The organism is Streptomyces rubradiris (assembly GCF_016860525.1).
Taxonomy (GTDB): Bacteria; Actinomycetota; Actinomycetes; order Streptomycetales; family Streptomycetaceae; genus Streptomyces; species Streptomyces rubradiris.
Map to the genome: position 1 here is coordinate 541,006 of NZ_BNEA01000007.1, position 20,075 is coordinate 561,080.

Below are 20,075 nucleotides of genomic sequence, written 5' to 3' on the forward strand. Positions count from 1 at the left end.
ACTGGCCGCCCTGACGGTGCCCATGGTTCTGTCTCCCCACGCAGCCGCGCAGCCGTCCGCCACGGTCGGGTCCCGGCACCCGCCCCGGGCGGAGCGGCTGATCGTCGGCTTCGCGCCCGGCTCGCCGAAGGCACGCTCCGACCAAGCCGTGCGGGACGCCCTCAAGTCCCGGAAGACCGGCACCGCCCTGACCTTCGTACGGCGTCTGGCCACCGGTGCCGTCCTGCTCAAGGTGGCCCAGCGCACGACCGGTAACCAGCCGAAGCCCCTGGCCGCCGTGGCCGAGCAGGTGAAGTCCGAGCCCGACGTCGCCTACGCCGAACCCGACAGCCGCGTACGGCCCATGGCCGCGGTCACCCCCAACGCCCCCTACTACCGCTTCCAGTGGGACCTGTGGGACGAAGCCGCCGGCATGAACGTGCCGCCCGCCTGGGAACCGGCCACGGGAAAGGGCGTGCCCGTCGCCGTCCTCGACACCGGCTACGTCACCCACTCCGACCTCCAACCCGGGATCATCCCCGGCTACGACTTCATCACCGGCCCGGACCGGGCGCGGGACGGAAACGGCCGCGACCCCGACTACCACGACCCCGGCTCCTGGACCGAGCCCGGCCAGTGCGAGCGAACCCGGCTCGCCCGGCAGCGAGGCCTACTGGCACGGCACCCACGTGGCCGGAACCGTCGCCGCGCGCGCCGGCAACGGCCTGGGCGTCGCCAGTACCGCCCACGACGCGGGGGTGCAGCCCGTACGCGTCCTCGGGGCGTGCGGCGGCGGGAAGTCCGACACCATCGAGGCGATCGTCTGGGCAGCCGGCGGCACCGTCCCCGGGGTTCCGGCCAACAAGACCCCGGCGAAGGTCATCAACCTCGGCCTCGGCGAGAAGGCCCCCTACTCGGACGCGTACCAGCAGGCCATCGACTCCGCCGTGCGCCGCGGCACCACCGTCGTCGTGGCGGCCGGCAACGACGACGCCCATGCCGACGCCTACACGCCGGCCAACTGCGACCGCGTATCACCGTCGCCGCCGGGGCAACCGCGCCTCGTACTCCAAATCAAGGCGACCGCCCGCCCGATCACCGGCTGCGGTGACAACTGCGGCGCGGGCCTGGCCGACGCCGGCGCCGCCGTGCGGTCCCTGACCGCCGCGGCGGACCGCGACACGGTGGCCGCCGGACGCGGACTGCCCGCGCGGAGCTGAGGCAGTCCTGAGCGGCCGGGCCCGCCGGCCGCTCAGGCGGACGCCGAGCGCGCGGTCGCGTGGGACCGCGCGTGCTCGATGGTCGCGCCTCCCGGGTGCGGGACACACATTGACAATACATACGGTCGGCCGCACTCTTTTATTATGGCTACGACCTTCACCGAGGAGACCGATCCCTTCTGCCTCGCCACGCTCGACGCCGCGGCGATGCTGTTCGATGCCCCCTGGCAGCGCTACGCCGTGATCGGGGACAGCCTTTCGGCGGGGACGGGGGACAAGAGCGCCGGCTACGGCGACCAGGGCTGGTGCGATCGCGTCGCGCACGTCCTGCGACAGGTGCGACCCGGGCTGGCCTACCTGAACACGGCGGTGAGCGGCGCGACGACGGTCGACACCCTCGCCCATCAGACCGACGCGATGCGGGAGTTCGCCCCGGACCTCCTGCATCTCCCCTGCGGCGCCAACGACCTCCTGCGCCGCGCACCGGACTTCCGGGAGATCGAGCGCGACCTGCGCGCGATGTACGACTTGGCGGCGGCCACGGACGCGCTGCTGACGACCTTCACCCTGGGGCGCGCCTACGTCGTGCCGGTCTTCCCCGACTGGACGGAGCGCGTCCTCACCCTCAACGACCTCATCCGCACCCTGGCCGGCGAGTACGGCGCCGTGGTCGTCGACATGTGGGATCACCCCGTCAACTCCCGGGAGAACCTGCTGAGCGCGGACCGGGTCCACTTCTCCACCTCGGGCCAGGCCGTCATGGCCGGTGAGATGGTCCGGGCACTGGCCGCCGTCCTGGCGCACCGCACGCGCTGAAACCGGCCCGTACACGCCGCTCGCCCGGGCCCGAGTACGATCGACCGTATGGACACTGGAGCACGCACGTTCACCACGCGAGCGGACACGGTGCCGGTCACCGACAAACGCCTGCTCAAAGGGGCGCGGACGCGTGAGGCCGCGCTGCGTCGCGCGGTCGACATCGCCTCGGTCGACGGACTGGACGACGTGAGCTTCGGCCGTCTCGCGACCGATACGGGCATGAGCAAGGCGGGCATCCAGACCCTCTTCAGGTCCAAGGAGACGCTCCAGCTCGCGACCCTCGAGTACGCGCGCGAGATGTTCATCGACGCGGTCGTCCGCCCGGCACGGGACGCGGCGCCCGGAGCCGCCCGGCTGCGCTCGCTGATCGAGCACTGGATCGCGTACGCGAGGACACCGCTGTTCGAAGGCGGTTGTTTCGTCGTCGCGAACATGGCCCGTTTCGACAGCAGGCCCGGACCGGTCCGTGACGCCCTCCTGCGCCATCATCGGGAATGGCTCGACACGATCGGGAAGGAACTGCGGACCGCCGTCGGGTCCCAGGAGATCGCGGAACTCGACATCGACCTCGCGGTCTTCCAGATCGATTCCGTGCTCTGCGCGGCCAACACGGCCCTGCGGCTGGGCGACGAGGATGTCATCGCCAAGGTCCGCCGTACCGTGGAAGCTCTTCTGAAGACGGCCTGAGCGTTCCTCGCGCCCCGTACGCGGCAACGGGCCGGCGCCTTGCGGGGAGCGATCCCCGCAAGGCGCCGGCCCGCCCGCTCCGTGCCCTCACGCCTTCGTCGGCGGCGCCTTCGGCAGGAGGAACACCAGCAGGGCCGCGAGCGCCGCGATGGCGCAGGCCGTCAGGGACGTCAGCGCGAACGCATGTCCCGCCGCGTGCACCCGGTCGCCCGAGGCGGCACCCGTGCGGAAGGCGTGGAAGAACACCGCTCCGACGACCGCCACCCCCAGCGCCGCACCGACCTGCTGAGCGGTGGACAGCGATCCGGAGGCCATCCCCGCGGTCTGCGGATCGATCCGCGCCAGGACCGTGTTGAGCAACGGGGTGATCAGCAGTCCGCCTCCTACGCTCTGCAGCATCAGCGTCGGGATGACGAGCAGGGGCGTCAGACGCGGCCCGGACAGCAGGACCACGGCGGTCGTCAGATAGCCGGCCGAGAGGACGACCGCACCGGTCTCCAGTACGCGGCGGCCGTACTTGGGCACGAGCCGCCCGGCGACCAGACCGCAGACGAAGAAGGTCACCGCCGCCGGCGCGTAGACCAGCCCCGCGCCGAGGGCCGACATGCCCAGCCCTTCCTGCATCGAGACGGACAGCGCCAGGTAGTACGAGGTCAGCAGCGCGTACACGGTGAGGACCAGGACGATGCCGAGCGAGAACGAGCGCTGGGCGAAGAGTGACGGCTTGATGAGCGGCTCACCGCCGCGCCGGTCGACAGCTCGCTCCAGCACGGCGAAGAGCGCGAACGCCACGGCGCTCGCCGCGAAGCAGGCCCACGTCCACCAGGGCCAGCCGGCGTCCCGGCCCTGGATGAGCGGGTAGGTGAGCAGCAGCAGGGCCGCGCTGAGGACCAGGACACCGGGCACGTCGAGCTTGCGGGTCCGCTCCGCCCGCGACTCCGGTACGTGCGCGAGGGCCAGCAGGATGGTGGCGACGCCGATGGGGATGTTCACCCAGAACACCGAGCGCCAGCCGGAGCCGAAGAGGTCCGCGCCGATCAGGAGGCCGCCGACCACCTGACCGCTGACCGAGGCCATCCCCATGACGACCCCGAGGACGCCGAAGACACGGTGCCGGCTTTGCGCCGAGACGGTCAGCGTGATGACGGTGAAGACCTGCGGCACCATCAGGGCCGCGCCGAGGCCCTGGACGATGCGGGCGCCGATGAGCACGCCCGGGCCGCCGGCCACGGCACAGGCGAGGGACGAGAGCGTGAAGACCGCCGTCCCGATGACGAAGATGCGCCTGCGTCCGTAGAGGTCCGCGAGCCGCCCTCCGGTGATCAGGACGACGGCGTAGCTCAACTGGTAACCGGCGAGGACCCATTGCAGCTCGCTCGCGGTCGCCTTGAGCTCGGTCTGGATGGCCGGGCCGGCCACGACGACGATGAACGAGTCCAGGATCGCCATGAACATACCGATCATGACGGTCGACAGCGTGGCCCAGGGCACCGCGTCCCCTGGGCTCGGCCGCGCGCCGGGCGCGGCCTTGATGGTGGGGCTGGCATTCGACACGTGGGGCATCCCTTTCACGGCAAGGCGCAACTGGCTCAGCGGTTCCGAGCCCCACAAAGAATACGTACGACCGCATGTTTACTTCAATCGGCTTCTCCCCCGTTCCCGGTCGGCATCGTGGCGCAGGGGTCGCCCGCGGCCCGGCCGCAGTCCGCCGTCTCGGGTGTCCCTCCGTCAAGTGCCGCCGGGCCGAGGAGCGTCGCGATGACCGACCGGAGATACTTCTCCAGCTTGGCGTCCGGCGCCGACTGGAGCGCCGGGGGGCGGATTTCCGTGAGGACGAGACTGGTACCGAGCATCCAGGCCGCCAGGAGCTCCGCCCTCAGCTCCGCGTCCGGGCCGCCGAGGCGGGCCGCCAGGCGCGTGGAGAACACCTCGCTGAAATCCGCCCGCAGCCGCGCCACCGCCTCGCCCTTGCCGGAGGACCGCAGCACCGAGAGCACCGGGTGGGTGAACTCCCCGTCCTTCGGCGCCCCCAGGAGCATGGCGCAGAGCCAGTCGGGTATCGCCTCCACCGGCTCCTGGAGCAGGGGCTCGAAGATCTTGCCGGCACCCGTCACGTCGTTGAACAGTGCTTCCTTCGAGCCGAAGTAACGGTAGACGAGAGCCGCGTCCACGCCCACGTCACCCGCGATGTCGCGCACACTGGTGCCCTCGTATCCGTACTTGCCGAACCGGAAGGCCGCGGCGGTCCTGAGCGCCGCGCGCGTGGCCGTGGCCGAACGCCTCCGGGCGGGCCGGTCGACCACCGCTTCCGACGCCTCGCCGTTCTGTACTCCCGTCACGTCACCAAACCTCCATCGTCAGGCGGCCCGCCCGCCAACGGCCCATGTTCCAGCCTGTGGCGGCTGGCTCAAAGTCACCGATCGTTGTCATCAAACGTTGACGTGTCTTCGCTCCACATGCCATACCTGGAACGGGTCAACGATTGATGACTTCAGTTCCTCCCTGTCCCAGGGCCGTACGACGGAGTCGGCCCGTTCCAGGTCGCCCGCACGACGCTGCGGCGCGCGCCCTCCCGGCGCGCCACCGAGACCGTCCCACGGGCCCCATCGACCGGAAATGGTGATCTTCTGTGCCTGCTCAACGCGTCGCCGTGGTCGGTACCGGTTACGTCGGACTGACCACCGGTGCCTGTCTCGCCTCCCTCGGCCATGCCGTGGTGTGCGCGGACGCCGACCCCCGCAAGGTGGAACGGCTGCGCGCGGCCCGGGTGGACATCCTGGAGCCCGGCCTGCCCGAGACCGTCCGGGACGCCCTGGAGGCGGCCCGGCTGGAGTTCACCGAGGACACCGCGGCCGCCGTCGCTCAGGCCGAGGTGGTCTTCCTGTGCCTGCCCACGCCCATGGGCGCGGGCGGCGCCGCCGATCTCGCCGCCGTGGAGGCCGTCGCGGAGCAGATACGTGACGTACTGGCGCCCGGCTGCGTGGTCGTCAACAAGTCGACCGTGCCGGTGGGCACCAGCGAGCGCGTCGCCGCACTGCTCGGACGCGCTGACGTGTCCGTCGTGAGCAACCCCGAGTTCCTGCGCGAGGGCCGCGCCGTCCACGACTTCCTGCACCCCGACCGGATCGTGATCGGCGCCGCCCGCCGGGACGCCGCCCGGCGGGTGGCCGATCTGTACGCCGCGCTGGACGCGCCGCTGGTGCTCACCGACCCGGCGAGCGCCGAACTGACCAAGTACGCGGCGAACTTCTTCCTCGCGATGAAGCTCTCCTTCGCCAACAACCTCGCCACCGCCTGCGAGCGGTTCGGCGCCGACATCGGTGATGTCACGGAGGGCATCGGGCGGGACCCGCGCATCGGCTCCTCCTTCCTGCTGCCCGGGCCCGGCTGGGGCGGCTCCTGCCTGCCGAAGGACACCCACGCCCTGCTCACCGTGTGCGAGCAGGCCGGGGTCGACTTCCCGCTGCTGCGCGCCACGATCGACACCAACGTCGCCCATCAGCGCCGGCTCGTCGAGCGGATCGCCGCCGCGTGCGGGCGCGGCCCGGACGGCTCGCTGCACGGCGTACGACTCGCCCTGTATGGGCTGACGTTCAAGGCAGGCACCTCCGACCTGCGCGACTCGCCCGCGCTCGCCGTCGCCCGGCTGCTGCGCGAGCGGGGCGCCGAACTCACCGCGTACGACCCGGCCTTGTGCGACGAGCAGCCCGACCTGAGCGATCTGGCCGAGCTCGCCGACGACCCGGTGCGGGCGGCGGAGGGGGCCGCGGCCTGTGTCGTCCTCACCGAGTGGCCGCAGCTGCGCGACCTCGACTGGGCGGCGATCGCCGCGCGCATGACGGGCCGCGAGGTCCACGACTTCCGCAACCTGCTGGACCCGGACCGGCTCGCCCGGGCCGGACTGAGCTGGCAGGGCGTCGGACGCGCGAGCACACCGGCACGGGTGGCATGAGCCGGGTGCGGACGACCGGCGCCGCGGCCGTCCGCACCTGACGCGCCGATCGGTCGCACCGGCGTCCTGCGTCGTCCGTCCGGGTCTCCCGCGTGCTCCGGCCGACCCCATCCCCTTTCGCCCGCCACCGCCGACACTCCACGAGAGAAAGGCCAACCCCCCATGCGAGTCCTGTGCACCACGCTCGGCAGCCCCTCACACGGGCGTGCTCAACTGCCCCTGCTGCGCGCCCTCGCCAAAGCCGGGCATCAGGTCGTAGTGGTCACCACCGAGGCCCTGGCCCCCGTGTTCCACGACGACGACGTGGAAGTCCGCGCCGTCTTACCGCAGTTCGACCCGGCCGCCCTGATCGCCCCGCATCTCGGCGAGCTCCAGGAGAGCGACGACCTGTCCCTGTCCTCCCCGGTCCTGCTGCGCCTGCTGATGCGCGCCCTGGCCGGTCCGGGCCTCAAGCCGCACCTGGACATCCTCGCCCCCATCGCCCGGGACTTCCGGCCCGATCTGATCCTGCGGGACGGCATGGACATGGCCGCGGTGCTCACCGCCGAGCGGCTGGGCGTGCCGCAACTGCCGACGCCCTCCGGGTTCTCCAACACCATCGAGCCCGAAGAGGTACTGCCCCGGCTCAACGAGCGGCGCCGGGAGCTGGGCCTGCCCGAGCGGGACGATCCGCTGTCCCTCGTGGCGCACGGCCGTGTCGACTACGTACCGCCCTCCCACTCCTTCTGCCGGCACCTGCCGCCGACGCTGTCCTACCGGCAGACGGTGGACGTCGAGCGGCACCAGGTGCTGCCCGGGTGGGTCGTCGAACTGCCCACGGACCGGCCCCTGGTGTACGCCGCGATCGGCACCGCCCTGCCGGTGGTGCGCGAGCAGATGGATGCCGGGGCCAACCCGTTGCCGGTGGAGATCCCCGACGTCGCCGAGAGCCTGAAGGCGATCCTGGGGGCCGCGGCCGAGCTGGACGACTGCACGGTGGTCGTGTCGACCTCCGGGATTCCGGTGGACACCGAAGGGCTGCCCGGGCACGTCCGCGTGACCGAGCGGGTGCCGCAGCCGCTGCTGCTGGAGTCGGTGGACCTGTTCCTCACCCACGGCGGCTTCAACAGCGTCCGCGAGGCCCTGCGCACCGGCACTCCGCTGGCGGTGCTGCCGCACTTCGGGGATCAGCACACCAACGCGGAGCGCGTGGCGGAGCTGGGACTGGGCGGACACATCACCGACCGCAGCGCGCGAGGCATCACCGACATGTGCCGGACGCTGCTCGCCGACCCGGCACCCAGGGCGCGGATGCGGGCGGCCCAGCTGGCGATGCTGACGCTGCCGGACATCGAGCAGGCGGTCGGCGACCTCGAGGGGATCGCCGGGTAGCTTCCCGGGTCACGGCACACGGGGGCCGCGCCCACGGCACGGGCGCGGCCCCCGTACATCTCCCCCCGAGGGGCGCAAGCCGCAGGTCCGTGAAGTACGCGAAAAGACCGCGCAGCCGGTTGACGGCGTAGTAGGCCGGGTCCTCGTCGAACGCGGAGATGCGCAGGGTGGCGGCGTCGGCCTCGGTGCACAGGACAGTGGCGGCGGTGTGTTCCGGGTCTTCGGGAGACGCGGTCGGGGTGCGGATGGCGAGGATGAACGGCGGTTGCAGGGCAGTGCGGCGCCGGCGGGTCCGCGGTAATACACGTGCGGGTCGTCGAGGTCGGCGCTTCGGGACAGGGGGCTGGGGCCGGGACGGGCGCGTTGCTGACCACGCACCACTTGCCGACGGGGCCGGGGTGGTTGAGCGAGGTCACGGTCTCGCCTTTGCGATGACGCGGCGCATGCGCTGCTGGGCCTCGCCGGCCGAGAAGGCGGCCCGGTGGGACCGCTTGCCCTCGTCGCGGACCCGGCTCAGGCCCTCCACGAAGCGGCCGTTGACTCCGGGCCCGGGTCGGCTGCACGGCGGTGGTGGTGTACGAGGCGATGCGCAGGGCGTGGCCGAGGGCGATCTGGAGACCGACGCCGATCGCGAAGCCGTCGATGCCGGCGATGGTGCCGTACACGTCGGTTATGTCGTCGATCCAGGCGTCGGCCTCGTCGCCGCCGGAGAACTCCACCAGGGCGACGCCCCCGGAACGTATCTCGCACGTCACGGTCGCTGTCGCGCTGTCGATCGCCGACACGGACCCTCCTTCATATCTCAGGGGTAGTTGGATAGTTATGCAGGAGGGCCTGATCGCGATTCGCCACTCAAACTCCGCGCTTCACATGGCATTTGTCGAGAATGCGTTGCCGGGACAGGTTGATTGAATGTACGGTGGATGGAATCTTCATTCACCCCCAGTCACCCGCTCGGGAAGGAACGCACACCATGCCGACGATGGGCCCGAAGGGCTTTCGCAGCGTGACCAGGAACATGGGGCTCAAGGACGTCGAGGACGACTTCGCGGCCGTCGTCTCCGAGGTGCCCGCCCGCTCCGCCGCCGTGTTCACCCGGTCGCGCTTCGCGGGACCGAGCGTCGTCCTCAGCCGTGAGGCGGCGCCCCGGCAGCAGAGCCGCGGCATGGTCGTGCTCTCCCGGAACGCCAACGTCGCGACCGGCAGCACGGGCGCGGCCAACGCGGCCGAGGTGCGCCGCAGGGTCGCCGAGATCGTCGGCATCGACCCCGAGGAACTGGTCATCGGCTCCACCGGGGTGATCGGCCGGCCCTACCCCATGGAGAGCATCCGGGCCGGAATCGACGCGCTGTCCTGGCCGTTCCCGGAGGCGGACTACGCGGCGGCGGCCGCGGCCATCATGACGACGGACACCCGGCCCAAGTACCTCAGCGTGCGGGTCGGTGACGCCGTGCTCGCCGGTATCGCCAAGGGCGTGGGCATGATCGAACCGAACATGGCCACCCTGCTGACCTTCTTCTTCACCGACGCGGACATCCCGGCCGCCGAACTCGACGCCCTGTTCCGCCGGGTGATGGACCGCACGTTCAACGCCCTGAGCATCGACACCGACACCTCCACCAGCGACACCGCCGCAATCTTCGCCAACGGCCTGGCCGGTCCCGTCGACCTCGCCGAGTTCGAGCAGGCGCTGTACACCGTCGCCCTGCACCTCGTCCGCGACATCGCCTCCGACGGCGAGGGCGCCAGCAAGCTCATCGAGGTCCAGGTCACCGGGGCCCGCGACGACGCCCAGGCCAAGCGGGTCGGCAAGAGCGTGGTCAACTCGCCCCTGGTGAAGACGGCCGTGCACGGGGCCGACCCCAACTGGGGCCGGGTCGTGATGGCCATCGGCAAGCTGGAGGACGAGACCGACATCGAACCGCCCCGGGTACGGGTCTGGTTCGACGACCTCCCCATGCACCCGGAGGAGCCGAGCGACGCGCTGCTGGAGCAGGCCGCACGGTATCTGACCGGCGAGGAGGTGGTCATCCGGGTGGACCTCGGCATCGGCGACGGCGCGTTCACCGTCTACGGCTGCGACCTCACCGAGGGCTACGTCAAGATCAACGCCGACTACACCACCTGAGCCGGCCGCGCTGCGGCGCGGTCCGCCCGGACCGTGCCGCAGCGGCACGCTCAGTACGCCGGGAGCCGGGGATCGATCTCGTTCACCCATCCGACGACGCCCCCTTCCAGGTGTACCGCGCCGACGAACCCGGCCGCCCGCGCCACGGCCAGGACCCGGAGCATGCGCACCCCGGTCCGGCAGCAGAAGACCGGGGTACGGTCCTGCCACAGCGCCGGCAGGGCGGCCCCGTCCAGCCACTCCCCCATCGGCACCAGGCGGGCGCCGGGGATGCGCACGATTTCCCACTCGCGGGGCTCCCGGATGTCGATGAGGTCGGATCGGGGCGACCTCGTCGAGCAGTCGCTTCAGGTACCGCGGTGCGACGGCAACGGCGTCGCTCACCACTCGCCCCGCGCCGGGTAGTCCTGCTCGCTGACCCAGCGAATCGTCTCCCCGACCTCGTCCGGATGCGGCCGCAGGAACGGCGTGCCTGTCTGCACGGCCGCGTAGAGGGTGCCGTCCGGGCCCCGAGGACGGCGAGCGCCACCGCGCGGAACGCCGGGGGCAGTGCCGGGGCGGTGCCGGTGCCGTCCGTCATGCGACCTCGTCCATGCTCTGTTGAAACGGCTCCCCCTGGCAAGGGGACGGTCGCTGAATGCGCGCCTCCCATTCGGGGCAGGGAACGCGCGGAATTCGATGCATCGATGAACGGATCTCGAATGGCGACCACCTGCCCGCAAAGCCCGTCCCACATTTCGAGATCGGCGTGATATCCCGTGGGCAAGTGGTCGGCCGAATGATGTTTTTCCGGCCTGCGACCGCTGGAAAGATATCCCGGTTGATCCCGTGGAGGCCCCCTGCGGGACTGGCCGCGTGCGGTCGTGACACCGGGCGGCCGGCCCCGGACGGGTCACGGCAGGGGCCGACTGCCGCCAGACTGGCCGGTAACGGAAACGCGCCGGGGAGACGGGGAGACAGAGGGCGAGGGGTGCGGAGGGTGTCCGGTCAGATGTCGAGCCAGCCGCGGGCCACGGCATGCGCGCCGGCCTGGAAACGGGAGTCCGCCCGCAGCTTGCGCATGAGGTCGGTCATGATGCGGCGCAGGGTGCGCGAGGAGATCCCGAGCGACCTGGCGATGGCATCGTCTTTCATGCCCTGGCCAAGCATGCGGACCAGCGACAGCTCCCTGCTGTCCAGTTCCTCCTCCCCGATGTCGGCGCTCGGCACGACACCGGACGAGTCAGTGGCGCCGTGCACCCAGCAGAACTCGAACACCGAGATGAACAGGCCCAGCAAGTCGGGGTCCCGCACCTCCAGCGCGGTCATGGCCTCCGGATCGGACTCGGTGGTGCGGGCCGGTACGTAGGCCACGGCCCGGTCGATCACGATGAGCCGGAAGGGCAGCACCGAGGCCACCCGCACCTCGGCGCCCGCCTCCTGGAGCTCCGCCAGGTGCGCCCTGCCGTGCGGCACCTTGAGCATCGTGCTCAGGTGGATGGAGCGCATGCTGACGCCGCGTTCGATGACCTGGCGGTTGCGCTGCATGCTGTCCTTCAGCATGGCGTGCGGCAGCGGCGAGCCCGGGTGCATGCTCAGCACCTCGGTACGGGCCTGCGTGGCCGCGCCCTCCAGCGCGACCGATATCTCACGCTGACCTACCAACCGGTCGGTCTGGGGCATGCATTCGCCCTCCATGCGCAGCCGCAGCAGAGAGGAACTGAGCACGGACAGGGTCTCCCGGAACCGCTCCAGCTCGGCGAGACGCTCGCGGGACTCCTCCTCCTGGAGGGCGACCAGGCGGGCGAGAATCGCGTCCGGGGTGAGGGCCACCGCCTCGCCCCGGACATCCAGCCGGCGCACCAGCCCGGCCCGGCTCAACCGACCGAGCACCCTCTCCAGTTCGTCCTCGTGCATACCGAGGGCCTCGCCAGCCGCACGCGGATCCGCCGAGGGATCGCCGAGCAGCAGCCGCAGCAGGCGATGTTCCTGGTCAGTCAACGTATGTCGCACAGGCAACCCTCCTCATAATCATGCTCACTATGGCATGATCAAACACTGAGATCACTCCCAGGTCGCGACCGCGGCCGCCACCGGGGCGGACCGCGGACCCGCCGACAGGCTGCGGACAGACCGGATTCCACGCCACGGCGGGCCCGGACATACCGAAGCGGGCCATCGCATCGCGCGATGGCCCGCTGCACGCCGACGTCGGCGTCGGCGTCGGCCGGCGGATCAGCCCCAGGCGAGATCACCCGGTTCGGCGCTCACCGTCACGGCGTGCGCCGCGGCCCGCTCCTCGCCCTCTCCGGCGGCACCGACCAGCACCGCGAGCATGGCGACCCCCATCAGAAGCACGGCGACTCGGCTTCGCGTGGCCTTGATGCTCTCGTTGCGCATTCCATCCCCTTTGTCAGCTCTTGCGGGCCGGCTTCCCTCCGGCCGCAATTCAATACTCCCCGCTCACGCGCGACAGGAAAAGGACGACGCTTCGACCGGGAAAGGCCATGGCACATTACGGCCACGTAACGGAAGGTAAGAAAACTCTTGGACGCCGGGTTATCTGGGAGATCATCCGAGAAAACTGCACCGTACACAGAAGTTATTGACTCAACCGCGCCGCCCGCAAGGAATCTTGCGGCCCGGCTCCGTGACCGCCCTTCCTGTCCGGAGCCGGACACGTCAGGTCACGGCCAGCGTCCGGCTGTGGACAGCCCGTCGCCGCCCCGCCGAGGATCGGGGCATCCGCCGGCAGAGACGCTTGCCACCGAGGAGACCCGGTGCGGGTCATTCCTCCTGCACTGCCTGAAACAGCCGGACTTCTGTACGCCTGTACGCAAAGGATCACGTGTGACTGACAAGTTGTGGGGCGGCCGGTTCGACGAGGACATCACCTCCGAGGTCCTCGACTACACGCTCACCACCGACATCGACGTCCGACTCATCTTCGCCGACCTGTGGCAGGACATCGCCCATGTGCTGATGCTCGGCAAGCGCGGGATCATCCCCGCCGACAACGCCCGGGCGATCCTCGGCGCTCTTCTGCGGCTGTGGGAGAAGCACGAGCGCGGTGAACTCGCCCTGCGGCCCGAGCTGGAGGACGTCCACTTCAACATCGAGCAGATGGTGATCGAGGACCTCGGCCGCGAGACCGGCGGGCACATGCACACCGCCCGCTCCCGCAACGACCAGGTCTCCACCGACACCCGGATGTACCTGCGCCGCGTCCAGCTCGACGCCGTCGCCGCGAACCTCGCGCTCGTCGACGTCCTGCTCTCCTTCCCGGAGGAGGAACTCCTCGCCATCCTCCCCGGTTACACCCACAGCCAGGCCGCCCAGCCGGTCTCCGTCGCCTTCTGGAAGACCGCCCACGCCAGCATGCTGCTGCGCGACGTACGGCGGCTGCGCGGTGCCTTCGACCGCACCGACGAGTCCGCCCTGGGCGCCTGCGCGCTGGCCGGCACCTCCTTCCCGCTGGACCGCGAACTCACCGCCCGGCTGCTCGGCTTCCGGGGTGTGCTCAGCCACGCACTCGACGCCACCAGCGCCCGTGACTACCTCATCGAGACGGCCTCGGCCTTCGCGATCGGCGGCAACAACCTCTCCCGCATGGCCGAGGAGATCGTCATGTGGAGCGGCCACGAGTACAGCCTCGTGGAGGTCTCCGACGCCTACGCCACCGGCAGCTCGATCATGCCCCAGAAGAAGAACCCGGTCGTCGCCGAACTCACCCGCGGCCGGGCCGGACGCACCGCCGGCACCCTGGTCCAGCTGCTCACCATGGCCAAGGGCGTCACCCTCGGCTACAGCTGCGACCTGCAGGACGACAAGCCGTACCTGTGGAACGCCATCGACACCTATCTGTCCACCTTGCGCATCGTCGCCGGGCAGACCAAGGAACTGCGCTTCGACAGCGCCCGCGGCGAACACCTGTGCTGGGACAACTTCTCCACGGCCACCGAACTCGCCAACTACCTGGTCGCCGAGCACGGCCTGCCGTTCCGCGAGACCCACCACATCACCGGCTCCCTCGTCGGCGCCCTGATCAAGCGCGGCGCGACACTGCGCGACACCAAGGCCGGCGCCGAGATCCTGGCCGAACTCGGCCACCCCGTCGAGGAGTCGGTGCTCGCCCGCATCTTCGCCCCGCGCACCGCGGTCACCAGCTACACCAGTCCCGGCGGCACCTCCCCGCAGAGTGTCGAGGCCGTCCGCGCCGAACTGCGGCAGACGGCCCAGGGGCACGCCGGGTGGCTGGAGCGCACCCGGGACAAGCTCGGCACCGCGCAGGCCGCGACGTTCCGGGCGGCCCGCGAGATCGCCGCCGGCGCCGACTTCGCCAAGGTCCTCGACACCGTCGCGGCCGACCTGCCCGCCCTCGAGCAGCGCTGACCCGCCCGCACCCCAGCCGACCCGACATCCCGGAGACCCCATGAAGATCGTGCTCGCCTATTCCGGAGGCCTGGACACCTCCGTGGCCTTGCACTGGCTCAAGGAGCGCTACGACGCCGAGGTCATCGCCTTCTGCGCGGACATCGGCCAGCTCGAGTCCCTCGACGCCGTCAAGGAGCGCGCCCTGGCCACCGGCGCCTCCAAGGTCTACATGGAGCCGCTCGCCGAGCGCTTCCTGGCCGACTTCGCGCTGCCCGCCCTTCAGGCGCACGCCCGCTACGAGAACAAGTACCTGGTCGCGGCCCCGCTGTCGCGTCCACTGATCGCCCAGCGCATGGTGGAGATCGCGCACGCCGAGGGCGCGGACGCCGTCGCACACGGGGCCACCGGCAAGGGCAACGACCAGGTCCGCTTCCATACCAGCGTCACCGCGCTGGACTCGGGCCTGAAGGTGCTCGCGCCGGTCATCGACTGGGAACTGACCACGCGGGACAGCGAGCTGGCGTACGCCCGCGAGCACGGCATCGCGGTGTCGGTCACCAAGGAGAACCCGTACAGCATCGACACCAACATCTGGGGCACCAGTATCGAGTGCGGTGAGCTGGACGACATCGAGCAGCCGCCGCCGGCCCACGCCTGGCAGCTCACCGCCGACCCCAAGTCGGCCCCGGACACCGCGGAGCAGGTCACGATCCGCTTCGAGGGCGGCGTCCCCGTGGCCCTCGACGGGGAGAAGCTGGAGCTGGTGGAGCTGGTGCGCCGGCTCAACTCCCTGGCCGCGCGGCACGGTGTGGGCCGTATCGACATCGTGGAAAGCCGGATCGTCGGCTTCAAGACGCGCGGCATCTACGAGGCGCCCGCCGCTACCGTGCTGATGGCCGCGCACGAGGAGCTGGAGGCGATCGTCCTCGACCGCGAGACCCTGCACCACAAGCAGGCCCTCGCCCTGCGCTACGCCGAACTCGCCTACTACGGCTACTGGTTCTCGGATCTGCGGCGCGCCCTGGACGGCCTCGTCGCCGCACTCCAGCCGCAGGTGACCGGCGAGATCACGATGGAGCTGTACAAGGGCTCGTGCACCGTGCTCGCCCGGCGCTCGGAGAACTCCCGCTACAGCGGCCGGCTGGCCACGTACGAGGCCGGTGACACCTTCGACCACAAGGCGGGCGCCGGCTTCGCCTACGTGTGGTCCCTGCCCCTCACGCGTCCGTGACCGAAAGGAAAGAGGCGACCCGCATGCGCATCGTTTTCATGGGCTACCAGACCTGGGGCCACCGCGTCCTGGAAGCCCTGCTGAGGTCGGAGCACGAGGTCCCGCTCGTGATCACCCACCCCACGAGCGACCACGTCTACGAGACCATCTGGAACGACTCCGTCGCCCAGCTCGCCGAGGAGCACGGCATCCCGGTCCTGGAGCGCAGGTACGCCAACGACGACGAAGTGGCGGAGCTGCTCAGGGAGTTGCAGCCCGACCTGCTGGTCTCCTCGGACTGGCGCAGCTGGGTCGCCCCGCACATCTACGGTCTGGCCAAGCACGGCGCGATCAACATCCACGACGCTCTGCTGCCCCGCTACGGCGGCTTCGCCCCGCTCAACTGGGCACTCGTCAACGGCGAGTCGGAGGTCGGCGTCACCGTCCACTTCATGAACGAGGACTTCGACCTCGGCGACATCGTGGTGCAGAAGCGGGTGCCCGTCGAGGACAAGGACACCGTCACCGACCTGTTCCACAAGACGCTGGAGCTGTTCGTGCCGGCCACCCTGGAGGCCATCGACCTCATCGGGTCCGGCCGTACCGACTGGATCAAGCAGGATCCGGCGCAGGCCACCTTCTTCCACAAGCGGTCTGTCGAAGACAGCCGGATCGACTGGACATGGCCCGCCCGGGACATCGTCAACCTGGTCCGGGCCCAGGTCGATCCGTATCCCAACGCCTTCGCCTACTACAAGGGCGAGCGCATCCGCATCCTGTCCGCCTCGGTCTCCCAGCTGCGCCTCGGCGGCACCATCGGCCGGGTGTTCCGCCCCGAGGGCGAGGGCGTGGCCGTGGTCTGCGGTCCCGACGCCCGCCGGGGCACCGAACACGGCCTCGTGGTCGAGCGGGTCCGCACCGACGACGGGCGGGAGCTGAGCGGCCGCGAGTTCTTCCGCACCATGGGCGGATATCTCACCAGCCGCCCGTAGCCGCTGCCCGTGCCCCACCGGGGTGGTCCCCGCCGGGGACCACCTCTTCCCGTTCCGAGGTACCGCCCTGGAGATCGCATGCCTGTCAGGGAACCGACAGCACTGCCCGCCGGCAGCCGGCGCCGGCTGCCGGCGACCGGCCACCCGCACCGCCGGGCCGGGCTCCCGGCCGGACCCGCGACCGCGCCTGCCGGCCCCTCGCGCCACCGGTACGCGGACGTCCGGTGCCCGCCGCGCGATCGTCGGGTGATCACCGAGGACGGAGGGCGCCGCCGCGGTGTCCGACGCTGAGACCTTCAGATGCGAGCGCAGCGGACCGGTGGCGACCGTGGTGTTCACGGGCCCGCACCACGCCAACGCCCTGAGCCGGCGGCGCATGCGCGAACTGCGTGCCCTGCTGGTGCGGCTGGCCGCCGACGCGACCGTGCACGCGGTCGTCCTGCGCGCCGACCGCGAGCACTCCTTCACGGTGGGCGGCGACTTCCACGAGATGCAGTTCTTCGTCGGCGGCGCCGAGGTCGACGCGTGGAGCGACGACATCGCCGACCTGTGCGTCGCCGCGCTGGAGGTCACCAAGCCGACTGTGGCCGCGCTGGACGGCCATGTCGCGGGTATCGGCGTGATGCTCGCCCTCACCTGCGACTACCGCGTCGGCTCCGAGAGCTGCTCGCTGAGCATGCCGCACCTCCAGCTGGGCATCGCCGGGGTCTACGCCGGATACGTCCTGGAGCAAGCCCTGGGGCGCTCGCTGATGCAGGAGATGCTGATGTCGGGCGAGCCCTGGTCGTCCGAGGACGCGTTGAGCGATGGACTGCTGCAACGGGTCGTCCCCGACAAGGACCTGGCCGCCACCGCCCTGAAGCTCGCCGAACGCTTCGCCGGATACGACGCCGAGGCGTTCCGCGCCACCAAACGCCAGCTGAACCTGCCGTTCGTGCGGGGACTGCGCAAGGTGGGGCACGCGGCCCGCGCCGCGCACCGGGCTGGCTTCGCCACCGGCCGGCCCCAGCGGCGCATGCGGCTGATCCTCGGCGAGGACTGACCCGGCTCCGCCGGCTCCTGCCCCCTGCCCCGGCGCCGCGGACGCGCGGCGCCCCCGCCCGTGACAAGGAGTGCGATCGTTGCGTTACCTGGAGGACTTCCGGACCGGCGACATCCATGACCTGGGCACGGTCACGGTCACGGCCGAGGAGATCGTCGAGTTCGCGAAACGGTACGACCCTCAGCCGTTCCACACCGATCCGGCCGCAGCCGAACTCTCGCCGTTCGGCGGGCTGGTGGCCAGCGGCTGGCTCACCGCGTCCCTGTTCATGCGGCGCTACGTCGACACCCTGCTCGCCGGCAGCGCCTGCTGCGGCTCCCCCGGCATCGACGAGCTGCGCTACCACCGCCCGGTGCGCCCCGGCGACGTGCTCCGCGCCCGGCTGACGGTGCTCGGCTCGCGGCCGTCCCTCTCCCAGCCCGACCGCGGCATCGTGCAGCCCCGCTGCGAGCTGCTCGACGCGGACGGAGCCCCGGTGTTCAGCATGATCCTGCACAGCATCTTCCTGCGCCGCCCGTCGGCCACCACCGCCTGAGCGGGCCCGACCGAAAGGACCGGCACCTTGGAAGCCGTCTCGTACACCGCGCAGTGGACCGCCGCCGCCCGCGCCCTGGAGACCGAGCGCCCGGACCGCATCTTCGCCGACCCCTACGCCCGGACCCTGGCCGGGCCCACCGGGTTCACCCTGCTGGAGCGCTACGCGGGCGCCGGCACCGTACCCTTCCTGGCCGTGCGCACCAAGTACCTCGACACCATGGCCTTGGAGGCGGTGGCGAAGCGGTCCGCCCGGCAGGTGGTCCTGGTGGCCGCGGGCATGGACACGCGGGCCTGGCGTCTGGCCTGGCCCGAGGGGACCGTCGTGTACGAACTCGACCGTCCGGCGCTGCTCGAGGCCAAGTCGGCGATGCTGGCGGACGCGGCGCTGCCGCCGGGCCGCGAGCGCCGCGCGGTCGCCGTGGACCTGGCCGGGGACTGGGCCGCCCAGTTGCCGGCGGCCGGGTTCCGCCCCGAGGAGCCCACCGTCTGGGTGATGGAGGGGCTGCTGTTCTTCCTGCCCGAGGAGGCGGTACGGGGCCTGCTCGCCACCCTGCTCCGGCTGTCCGGCCCGGACAGTCTGCTCGCCGGGGACATGGCCGGCCGGGCCGCCCTCACCAACCCGCTGGCCCGCGGGTTCCTGACCTCGCTGGCCGAGGACGGCACCCCGTGGCGGTTCGGCAGCGACGAGCCCGAGGAATTCCTCGCGGCCTGCGGCTGGCAACCGCTGGAGGTCCGCCAGCCCGGCGACGACGGCGCCGCCTTCGGCCGCTGGCCCTACCCGGTCGTCGCCCGCGACGTCCCCGGCGTCCCGCGGTCCTTCCTGTTCAGCGCCGCCCCCGCCACGGAGCGCCCCCGCCGTACCGCCGTCTGAGGAGGCTGGATGAGCACCACCCCGTTGGCCACCGATCTGCCGGACCGCTTCGTCGAACTGCTCGACAGGCTCGGCGCGAAGTCCGTGGAGGACTACTACAACCCCTACCGGATGTTCTCATGGGCCGACGAACTTCCGCAGGACACCTACTGGATGACGCCCGAGCTGATCTCGGCCCATGGCACCGAGGTCGAGGAAGAACTCGGGGAGGCGGGCATGAAACGCCTCTCCCGCTGGGAGAGCATCAACTTCTACAGCCTCAACGTGCACGGCATCCGCGAGCTGATCATCGAGGTGGTCAAACGGATCCACATGCCCGGGTTCGAGGTGCCGTCTGAGTTCTTCCACCACTTCATCGGCGAGGAGAACGAGCACATGTGGTTCTTCGCCGAGTTCTGCCGCCGCTACGGGAACGGCAAACTGTACTCCTCGCCCTCGCTCCAGACGCGCGCCGACGGTGACCCGGAGGTGGAGAACTTCCTCGTCTTCGCGCGCATCCTGCTCTTCGAGGAGATGGTCGACCACTACAACCTGCGCATGGCGAACGACGATTCCCTGCACGAGACGATCCGCCAGGTCAACCGCATCCACCACCACGACGAGTCCCGGCACATCGCTTTTGGCCGGGAACTCGTCTCCCTGCTGTGGGACCGGCTGCGCCGCACCGCGACCCGAGAGCAGCTCGCCGGGCTGGAATCCTATCTCAAGCGCTATCTCGTCTTCAGCCTGCAGTCCTTCTGCAATCCGCAGGTCTACCGCGACGCGGGGCTGGCCGACCCGCTCGGCGTCCGCAGCCGTGTCCTGGCCCACCCGCGCCGCAAGGAGGCCGAGCTGAAGGTCATCCGCAAGCCGCTGTCCTTCCTGCTCAAGTCCGGCATCTTCAGCGACGCCGAACTCCCGGCCGCCTGACCGGC

At 70.9% G+C, this 20,075-nt stretch carries 17 protein-coding genes and 2 pseudogenes; 14 read left to right on the forward strand and 5 right to left on the reverse strand.

All coding sequences use genetic code 11. The features are described 5' to 3' along the window. Window positions 1–632: 632 nt before the first annotated feature. The 3 genes and pseudogenes from Srubr_RS11715 to Srubr_RS11725 form a co-directional block, all read left to right on the forward strand. Window positions 633–1,199: pseudogene (locus tag Srubr_RS11715) on the forward strand (S8 family serine peptidase); the annotation flags it as partial. A 144-nt stretch (window positions 1,200–1,343) separates the two neighbouring features. Then, window positions 1,344–2,015, forward strand: a complete 672-nt coding sequence (locus Srubr_RS11720) for an SGNH/GDSL hydrolase family protein (RefSeq protein ID WP_189991382.1) — start codon at window positions 1,344–1,346, stop codon at window positions 2,013–2,015. 48 nt (window positions 2,016–2,063) lie between these two features. Beyond that, window positions 2,064–2,705 (forward strand): TetR/AcrR family transcriptional regulator, encoded by a 642-nt coding sequence (locus Srubr_RS11725; RefSeq protein WP_189991384.1) that lies wholly within the window; start codon window positions 2,064–2,066, stop codon window positions 2,703–2,705. A gap of 87 nt (window positions 2,706–2,792) precedes the next feature. Here the strand turns inward: Srubr_RS11725 and Srubr_RS11730 are convergent, their stop codons facing one another. Both Srubr_RS11730 and Srubr_RS11735 read right to left on the reverse strand, forming a co-directional pair. Further along, complete coding sequence (locus tag Srubr_RS11730) at window positions 2,793–4,259, reverse strand: MFS transporter (protein ID WP_229926516.1); 1,467 nt, start codon at window positions 4,257–4,259, stop codon at window positions 2,793–2,795. A gap of 83 nt (window positions 4,260–4,342) precedes the next feature. Further along, complete coding sequence (locus Srubr_RS11735; RefSeq protein ID WP_189991387.1) at window positions 4,343–5,044, reverse strand: TetR/AcrR family transcriptional regulator; 702 nt, start codon at window positions 5,042–5,044, stop codon at window positions 4,343–4,345. Between the two features lie 290 nt (window positions 5,045–5,334). Here Srubr_RS11735 and Srubr_RS11740 point away from each other — a divergent pair, with 290 nt between their 5' ends. The 4 genes from Srubr_RS11740 to argJ all read left to right on the forward strand — a co-directional run bounded on the left by Srubr_RS11740 (window position 5,335) and on the right by argJ (window position 10,156). Continuing rightward, the gene (locus Srubr_RS11740; RefSeq protein ID WP_189991389.1) at window positions 5,335–6,657 is read left to right on the forward strand and encodes a UDP-glucose dehydrogenase family protein; all 1,323 of its coding nucleotides are present in this window, start codon (window positions 5,335–5,337) and stop codon (window positions 6,655–6,657) included. 162 nt (window positions 6,658–6,819) lie between these two features. Further along, entirely contained in the window at window positions 6,820–8,028 is a 1,209-nt protein-coding gene (locus tag Srubr_RS11745; RefSeq protein WP_189991391.1) for a glycosyltransferase, read from the forward strand. A 567-nt stretch (window positions 8,029–8,595) separates the two neighbouring features. After that, entirely contained in the window at window positions 8,596–8,940 is a 345-nt protein-coding gene (locus tag Srubr_RS11750) for a hypothetical protein (RefSeq protein ID WP_189991393.1), read from the forward strand. Between the two features lie 61 nt (window positions 8,941–9,001). Beyond that, window positions 9,002–10,156 carry a bifunctional glutamate N-acetyltransferase/amino-acid acetyltransferase ArgJ gene (gene argJ, locus Srubr_RS11755; RefSeq protein ID WP_189991394.1) on the forward strand — a complete coding sequence of 385 codons (1,155 nt, stop codon included), beginning with the start codon at window positions 9,002–9,004 and terminating at the stop codon, window positions 10,154–10,156. Window positions 10,157–10,206: 50 nt separating this feature from the next. On the opposite strand, the pseudogene Srubr_RS11760 reads toward argJ, so the two are convergent. The 3 genes and pseudogenes from Srubr_RS11760 to Srubr_RS11770 all read right to left on the reverse strand — a co-directional run. Beyond that, window positions 10,207–10,470, reverse strand: a pseudogene (locus tag Srubr_RS11760) (rhodanese-like domain-containing protein); the annotation flags it as partial. Window positions 10,471–11,143: 673 nt separating this feature from the next. Next, a complete protein-coding gene (locus Srubr_RS11765; protein ID WP_189991396.1) occupies window positions 11,144–12,148 on the reverse strand; it encodes a helix-turn-helix domain-containing protein in 1,005 nt (334 codons plus the stop codon). Between the two features lie 222 nt (window positions 12,149–12,370). After that, entirely contained in the window at window positions 12,371–12,535 is a 165-nt protein-coding gene (locus Srubr_RS11770; RefSeq protein ID WP_189991398.1) for a hypothetical protein, read from the reverse strand. A gap of 450 nt (window positions 12,536–12,985) precedes the next feature. Here Srubr_RS11770 and argH point away from each other — a divergent pair, with 450 nt between their 5' ends. The 7 genes from argH to Srubr_RS11805 all read left to right on the forward strand — a co-directional run bounded on the left by argH (window position 12,986) and on the right by Srubr_RS11805 (window position 20,070). Then, window positions 12,986–14,527 (forward strand): argininosuccinate lyase, encoded by a 1,542-nt coding sequence (gene argH, locus Srubr_RS11775; RefSeq protein WP_189991400.1) that lies wholly within the window; start codon window positions 12,986–12,988, stop codon window positions 14,525–14,527. A 40-nt stretch (window positions 14,528–14,567) separates the two neighbouring features. Beyond that, complete coding sequence (locus Srubr_RS11780; protein WP_189991402.1) at window positions 14,568–15,740, forward strand: argininosuccinate synthase; 1,173 nt, start codon at window positions 14,568–14,570, stop codon at window positions 15,738–15,740. 23 nt (window positions 15,741–15,763) lie between these two features. Then, window positions 15,764–16,711, forward strand: a complete 948-nt coding sequence (locus Srubr_RS11785) for a methionyl-tRNA formyltransferase (protein WP_189991404.1) — start codon at window positions 15,764–15,766, stop codon at window positions 16,709–16,711. A gap of 277 nt (window positions 16,712–16,988) precedes the next feature. Then, window positions 16,989–17,753, forward strand: coding sequence for an enoyl-CoA hydratase/isomerase family protein (locus tag Srubr_RS11790; protein ID WP_189991406.1), 765 nt, complete (start codon window positions 16,989–16,991; stop codon window positions 17,751–17,753). A gap of 79 nt (window positions 17,754–17,832) precedes the next feature. Then, window positions 17,833–18,288: a MaoC family dehydratase gene (locus Srubr_RS11795; protein ID WP_189991408.1), complete on the forward strand. Its 456-nt coding sequence runs from the start codon at window positions 17,833–17,835 to the stop codon at window positions 18,286–18,288. A gap of 27 nt (window positions 18,289–18,315) precedes the next feature. Beyond that, window positions 18,316–19,161, forward strand: a complete 846-nt coding sequence (locus Srubr_RS11800; RefSeq protein ID WP_189991410.1) for a class I SAM-dependent methyltransferase — start codon at window positions 18,316–18,318, stop codon at window positions 19,159–19,161. Between the two features lie 9 nt (window positions 19,162–19,170). Next, window positions 19,171–20,070 (forward strand): diiron oxygenase, encoded by a 900-nt coding sequence (locus Srubr_RS11805; RefSeq protein WP_189991412.1) that lies wholly within the window; start codon window positions 19,171–19,173, stop codon window positions 20,068–20,070. The last annotated feature ends 5 nt before the right edge of the window (window positions 20,071–20,075 follow it).